This is a genomic window from Syntrophomonas sp. UBA1041, assembly GCF_002316705.1.
In the GTDB taxonomy this organism is placed as follows: domain Bacteria; phylum Bacillota; class Syntrophomonadia; order Syntrophomonadales; family Syntrophomonadaceae; genus DTU019.
On record NZ_DCEA01000062.1, the window covers coordinates 1,852 to 7,453 of the forward strand.

Sequence of the window (5,602 nt, forward strand, 5' to 3'; positions counted from 1 at the left end):
CAGACAGGGATTTTATCGTCTAATAAAAGGAGATATTCAATTTTTATGGAATAAACAGGTTATGATCAGCTTCTTAAATTGCCGACAGAAGCGGGATATATTGAGGAGAGAGATATATTGGGTAAGAAGGAGAAAGCATTAAAAACCGGGATAAAGCGGGAAACTGCATCCGCAACAGCCCCTGTGCGGGATCTGTGGCGTGATTGGCTGCTGTTTGCCATAGTAGCCTTGTTGGTGGCCTATCCGCTCTTTTTTAGAGGGCTGTTCTTTCCCCGGGCTATGTTTACCGCTCATATTATTACCGCGGTGGTGTTTATTGGTTTTTGGGTAATGAAGTGGAGGCGCGGGGATTTGAGATTGATCCGCAGCCCTCTGGACTGGGCAGCTCTGGCCTTCGCCGTAGCCTATGCCCTGTCCCTGATAACGGCGGTGCATTTCGGAGATGCCTTGTATGGCTCCTTGCAGGCCTTTAACTATTTTATGATCTACTGGCTGGTAGGGCAGGTCATCACTGATCACCTCCGTCTGGAAAGATTGGCCCAGGTCATGCTTTTAGCCGCGGTTGGGGTGGGAATTATAGGTATCCTGGCAGCCAGCGGCTTTGCGGTTTATCCCGACGCTTTCGATGAGGGTTATATTAATTCCAGCCTGCAATATCACAACGCCACCGCCGCATTCCTGGCAGCCATGAGCATACTGGCATTGTCCCTTTTGACCAGGGATGGCAAGTGGCCCGGGCAATTGGGCTGCAGCCTCTTGGTTTACTTTCTGCAGGTTATTGTTTTCGCAACTATTTCCAAAGGCGCCTGGCTGACTCTGGCTTTGGGAGGATTGATCCTGGTCATGGGTATGCCGGGCTGGCGAAGGTTAAAAACCGTTTATTTCCTGGGCGGACTGGGTCTGGTTGCCTTCGCGGTCGGCAACCGGTTCCTGCCGGCGGCCTTGGGCCCCCGCCCGCAAAGCGGGTTGATCTTCATTATAGCCGGGATGGCAGCAGCTGCCGCAGTATACCTGTTGTGGGAGGCGGGAGTCTATTTCATTAAGAACCACCCTAAAGGCAAATTGATTATAGGTGCGGGATGCTCCCTGGTAGTGGTGGCACTGGGCCTGGTATTCCTGAATAGCGGCCTGGGAATATCGCATGCGGTGATCAAGGAATTAGGGGAAATAGGGCAGTCCGGTAATGCCAGCTATGTCACCCGGATGGATTTTATGCGCTGGGGCATGAACATAGTCAAGGACTATCCCATTTTCGGGGCTGGAGCAGGGGGATGGGACGGCCTCTACCATCGCTATCAGGATTACCTGTTCTGGACCAAAACCGTACATAATCATTTCGTGCAAGTTTGGGTAGAGGCTGGTACAGTAGGATTTTTGGCCTTTGTAGGCATCTGGCTGGCTATGTTCTGGTCCTTAGTCTCAATATACCGGAACTGGAGAGAGCAAATCCGCTCAGACTCAGAAAAATTTTTTGCCGGGGATAGGTGGATGCTGGTATGGGGATGTGCGGCCACGGCCATCACCATGGGTTTACACGCCAGTATCGACTTCGACTTTTCTCTGCCTGCTTTGAGTATTATCTGGTTATCTCTGATGGCCATGATAAATGCTGCCTATATAATGACCGGAAAGGCAGCAGGATATAGTTTTTCGGGCTGGCCAGCCGCAGCTCTGTCCGTCTTGCTGGGAATATTCATCTTTATTATGGGAGCCAGCGCCCTGGCCGCTTTTCAAAAGGCTGAATCAGGCCGTGATTTGGCTGTACAGGCCTATGAGCTATCAGATGTCGTTGATAAACAGCGGGCCTTTGACCGCTCGGCGCGGCAGTACCAAAAGGCCATTGATGTATATCCCTGGGATGGATTGTATCACTCCGAACTGGCAACGGTTTATGCCGAGCAATATAACCTGCTCCAGGGCCAAGAGGATCAGGATCTGACCCTATTGTACAAGAACGCCTTAGCGGCCATGGTCAGGGCTGATAAGCTTTCCCCCGGCAATATGGTTATTCAAAGTCAGCTGGTAGACGCGGCAGCCTTGATGAACGATTTTTCGCTTATCATGGCCAGACTGGATCGCACTACTGCTGCCAACCCGCTGGATATAGGCAACTACGAAGGCCGGGCGGAACTACTGTGGAAGGCCGCCGAGTTTGCCTATAAAAACGGCGATAAACGAGTAACAGAGTATTGTGATGCCCTCATGCAAATACCGCTGAGCATCGAAGAACAGCAGGCTCGTTTAAAAAAGAGTCAGTCCTTCTGGCAGGGCAACGAGCTAATGATCACGCCCAAAATAGCACTGAATATGGCCCGGGTTTATTACCTGCGGGGTCAGTATCAAGAAGCCATAGGAATGGTGGAGCCAATCTATCAGGACTTGCTTAAGAGTAATCAAAAGCCCAACCGGGTAATGGCAGATCTCCAGGCGGTTTATGCGGCCTCTCTGAGCAGGCAGGGCCACAGGCTGGAAGCGCAGGCTTTACTGGATAGCAGGCCTGACAAGTACACGGTTGATTTGTATCATGACATGATGCAGTGGGATGAGTTGAAATAACTTAACTGATGACGTTAGAATAGCGGGATGAAATATGAACCACCTTGATGCCGGAACCATAGACGACCACAGCCCCGAGGTCCTGGAAACCCTGAACTCCATGGCCTGGCTGACCATGCCCCAGATGCTGCGTAAACTCGTAGTCATCATCGCCCTGACCGCCTTGGATATCTTCAGCATGGCGGTGGTGATGGCAGCCAGCATACAGGTCAGACTCCGGCTCCTGCCTTTAATATACCCGCACTTTCCCGACAGCCTCCCCGCGCATCTGGCCGATTACAGCTTGGCTTTTCTGGGATTATATTTGCTGTGCATGTATTATGAAGGTCTATATACGGCACGCCTGCCTTTCTGGCAAGAGAGCAGAAAAGTGATCCGAGCGCTGACCCTGACCTTTATACTGGCGTTTGCTGCGGTTTCTTTAATGAAACTGGGCGGGGAGGTTTCCAGAACCGTATTGCTGGGGGGATATCTATTAGCCCTTCCGGCAGTGCCATTGGGACGATTTTTAGCCAAAACTGTACTGGGTAGTGCCGGTTTGTGGAATGAACCCTGCCTCATAGCCGGCACCGGGCCGCAGGCGCGGATGATTGTGGAGGCCTTATCCAGGGACCGTTACCTGGGTTATACAGTTTGTGGCTTGGTTGGGGTGACTGCTGCAGACGATACGGATCCCATAATTATAAATGATCAGGAATACCCGATTTTAGGAATTATAGAGGATTTGCCCTTAGTACTCAAAAGGCATGGGATTCGGCATGTGGTGATAGCGGCGCCGGATTTGCCAGGAGCGCAGCTGGTTTCAGCCGTCAACCAGGTCCAGCCGTATACTCGTTCCATTCTGGTGGTGCCCGATTTGGCAGGTATTCCGGTCATTGGTGGAGAAGCCGAATACTTCTTCAATGAACGCCTGCTGGCCTTCAGAACACGCAACAATCTGGCCAGCCGCGCCAATGTGATCAGTAAAAGGGCTTTTGATGTCATTGTGGGCGGTTTGCTGCTGCTGTTGCTGGCGCCGCTGCTCTTGCTTTTAGCGGCATTGATCCGCCTGGAAAGCCCGGGAGCGGCGGTATTTGCCCATAGAAGACTGGGCAAGAACGGTGTGGTATTCAAATGTTACAAATTTCGCAGTATGGTGATAAATGCCCAGGAGTTATTGCCTCAGTTGCTTAAAAACAATCCTGATCTGCAAGAACAATGGAACCGGGACTTCAAACTCAAAGATGATCCCCGGGTGACCCGGATCGGGCGGATTCTACGCCGAACCAGCCTGGATGAAATTCCTCAACTGATTAACGTGCTTAAAGGGGAGATGAGTCTGGTAGGGCCGCGTCCCATAGTAGCCGAAGAAATGGAACGCTTTGGTGATATGGCCCGGGAATATATGATGGTCTTGCCCGGCATCACCGGGCTATGGCAGGTAAGCGGCCGCAATGATATTGATTACCAGGAGCGGGTCTTGATGGAATCATGGTATGTGCGCAACTGGTCATTGTGGATGGATATTTCTCTGCTGTTTAGGACCATAGGGGTTGTTTTAAACCGTAAAGGAGCATACTAATGGGAACTGACGGCTTACGGGCGTTGACTTGAACTGGAGGCCTCTTTGATAAGTCCAACCGGCACAAAATTATGGACTAGGAGAGAATTTTTCAACCTATGCGGGTATTATTAGATAGCCGTATGATTCAAAATTCCGGCATAGGCCGGTATATACACATGCTGACTTTCACCATGCTCAAAGCCTATCCACAGCTGCAAGTGGTGCTGGCTGGGTTATCAGGCCACAATCAGGAATTGATTAAAAGCCTGGATACGGCTCAGCGGAGGCAAACCGAGGCTGCAAGTTTTGAAGCCCCGATTTATAGTGTCTCTGAACAAGTGCAGGGCCGGCAGATTATTAGAAAACACGCCGATGTAGATGTGGTGCACATACCCCATTTCAACGCACCCTGGAACTTGCCGGCAAACAGTGTGATTACTATACACGACCTGATTCCTTTTAAACGCCAGGCGCCGCGCAACCATCTCCAAATTGCTGCGGGTGTAATGGTATTAAAGAACAGCCTAAAAAAGGCCGGAAGGGTAATCGCCATATCCCCGGCTACCGCAAACGACCTTTTGCAGGATTATCCCAGCCGGGCATTACAGGAAAAGATCCGGGTTATACCTTTAGGTGTGTCGCCTGATTTTTTTCCCCGGCCGCAGCAAGAAATAGACGCATTTAGGGGCAGGCATCATCTGCATCGCTATATATTGTTTGTGGGCAACCGGGCCCCGCATAAGAATCTAAAAGGATTGTTGCAGGCCTATGCCATGCTGCTGGAAAAACACCCGGAGCTTCAGCTGGTTATCGCCGGCAAGCGCTTGACCTTGCCTGACGAGGTGGATATCACCAAGCACCAGCTGGGACTAAACATGATCCGCGAATATGAGAACTGTTCGGATGAAGATTTGCACCGCCTGTACTGCGGCGCTGAGATGCTGGTCTTCCCTTCGCTTTTCGAAGGCTTTGGCTTGCCGCCTCTGGAGGCCATGGCCTGTGGAACCCCCGTGGTAGTATCCAATACCGCATCCTTGCCGGAGGTGGTCGGGGATGCGGGTCTTTACGTCGACCCAACACAAGCTGCTGATATCGCCGGCAAGGTTGAACTTCTGCTTTCTGACCAGAATTTGCGGAAAAGTTTAGGGTTTAAAGGCTGTGGCCGGGCGGCTTTGTTTAACTGGCAGAATACCGCCACAGCAACCATGACAGTTTATCAGGAAGTTGCCAAAGGATTTAAATTATGAAAATAGCTTTAATACATGACTGGGTAGTCGAGCCGGGCGGAGCTGAAAAGTGCCTGCAATCGTTTCATCAACTGTATCCGGAAGCACCCTTATATACCCTGCTTTATAGAGCTTCCAGCCTGGAGGCCCTGGGTTTTGACCTGTCCCGGGTTGAAGCCTCTCTGTTGCAGAGGCCGGGGGTGATAAAAAGGTATCGTTCTTACCTGCCCTTTTTTCCGTATGCCATTGAACAGTTCGATTTAAGCGATTTCGAGGT

3 protein-coding genes and 1 pseudogene are annotated in these 5,602 nt (G+C 51.1%); all 4 read left to right on the top strand.

Features of this window, described 5'->3' with window-relative positions; genetic code table 11:
* The first annotated feature begins 117 nt into the window (after positions 1-117).
* Positions 118-2,556: an O-antigen ligase family protein gene (locus B2633_RS08795; RefSeq protein WP_483170229.1), complete on the top strand. Its 2,439-nt coding sequence runs from the start codon at positions 118-120 to the stop codon at positions 2,554-2,556.
* Between the two features lie 34 nt (positions 2,557-2,590).
* Positions 2,591-4,117, top strand: coding sequence for an undecaprenyl-phosphate galactose phosphotransferase WbaP (wbaP, locus tag B2633_RS08800; RefSeq protein ID WP_483170230.1), 1,527 nt, complete (start codon positions 2,591-2,593; stop codon positions 4,115-4,117).
* A 98-nt stretch (positions 4,118-4,215) separates the two neighbouring features.
* Entirely contained in the window at positions 4,216-5,346 is a 1,131-nt protein-coding gene (locus tag B2633_RS08805; protein WP_483170231.1) for a glycosyltransferase family 4 protein, read from the top strand.
* Positions 5,343-5,602, top strand: a pseudogene (locus tag B2633_RS08810) (glycosyltransferase family 4 protein); the annotation flags it as partial. The gene B2633_RS08805 and the pseudogene B2633_RS08810, both read left to right, overlap by 4 nt.

Coding starts and splice junctions, on each gene's coding strand:
- B2633_RS08805 (WP_483170231.1), top strand. CDS start 4,216: ATGCGGGTATTATTAGATAGCCGTATGATTCAAAATTCCGGCATAGGC.
- wbaP (WP_483170230.1), top strand. CDS start 2,591: ATGAACCACCTTGATGCCGGAACCATAGACGACCACAGCCCCGAGGTC.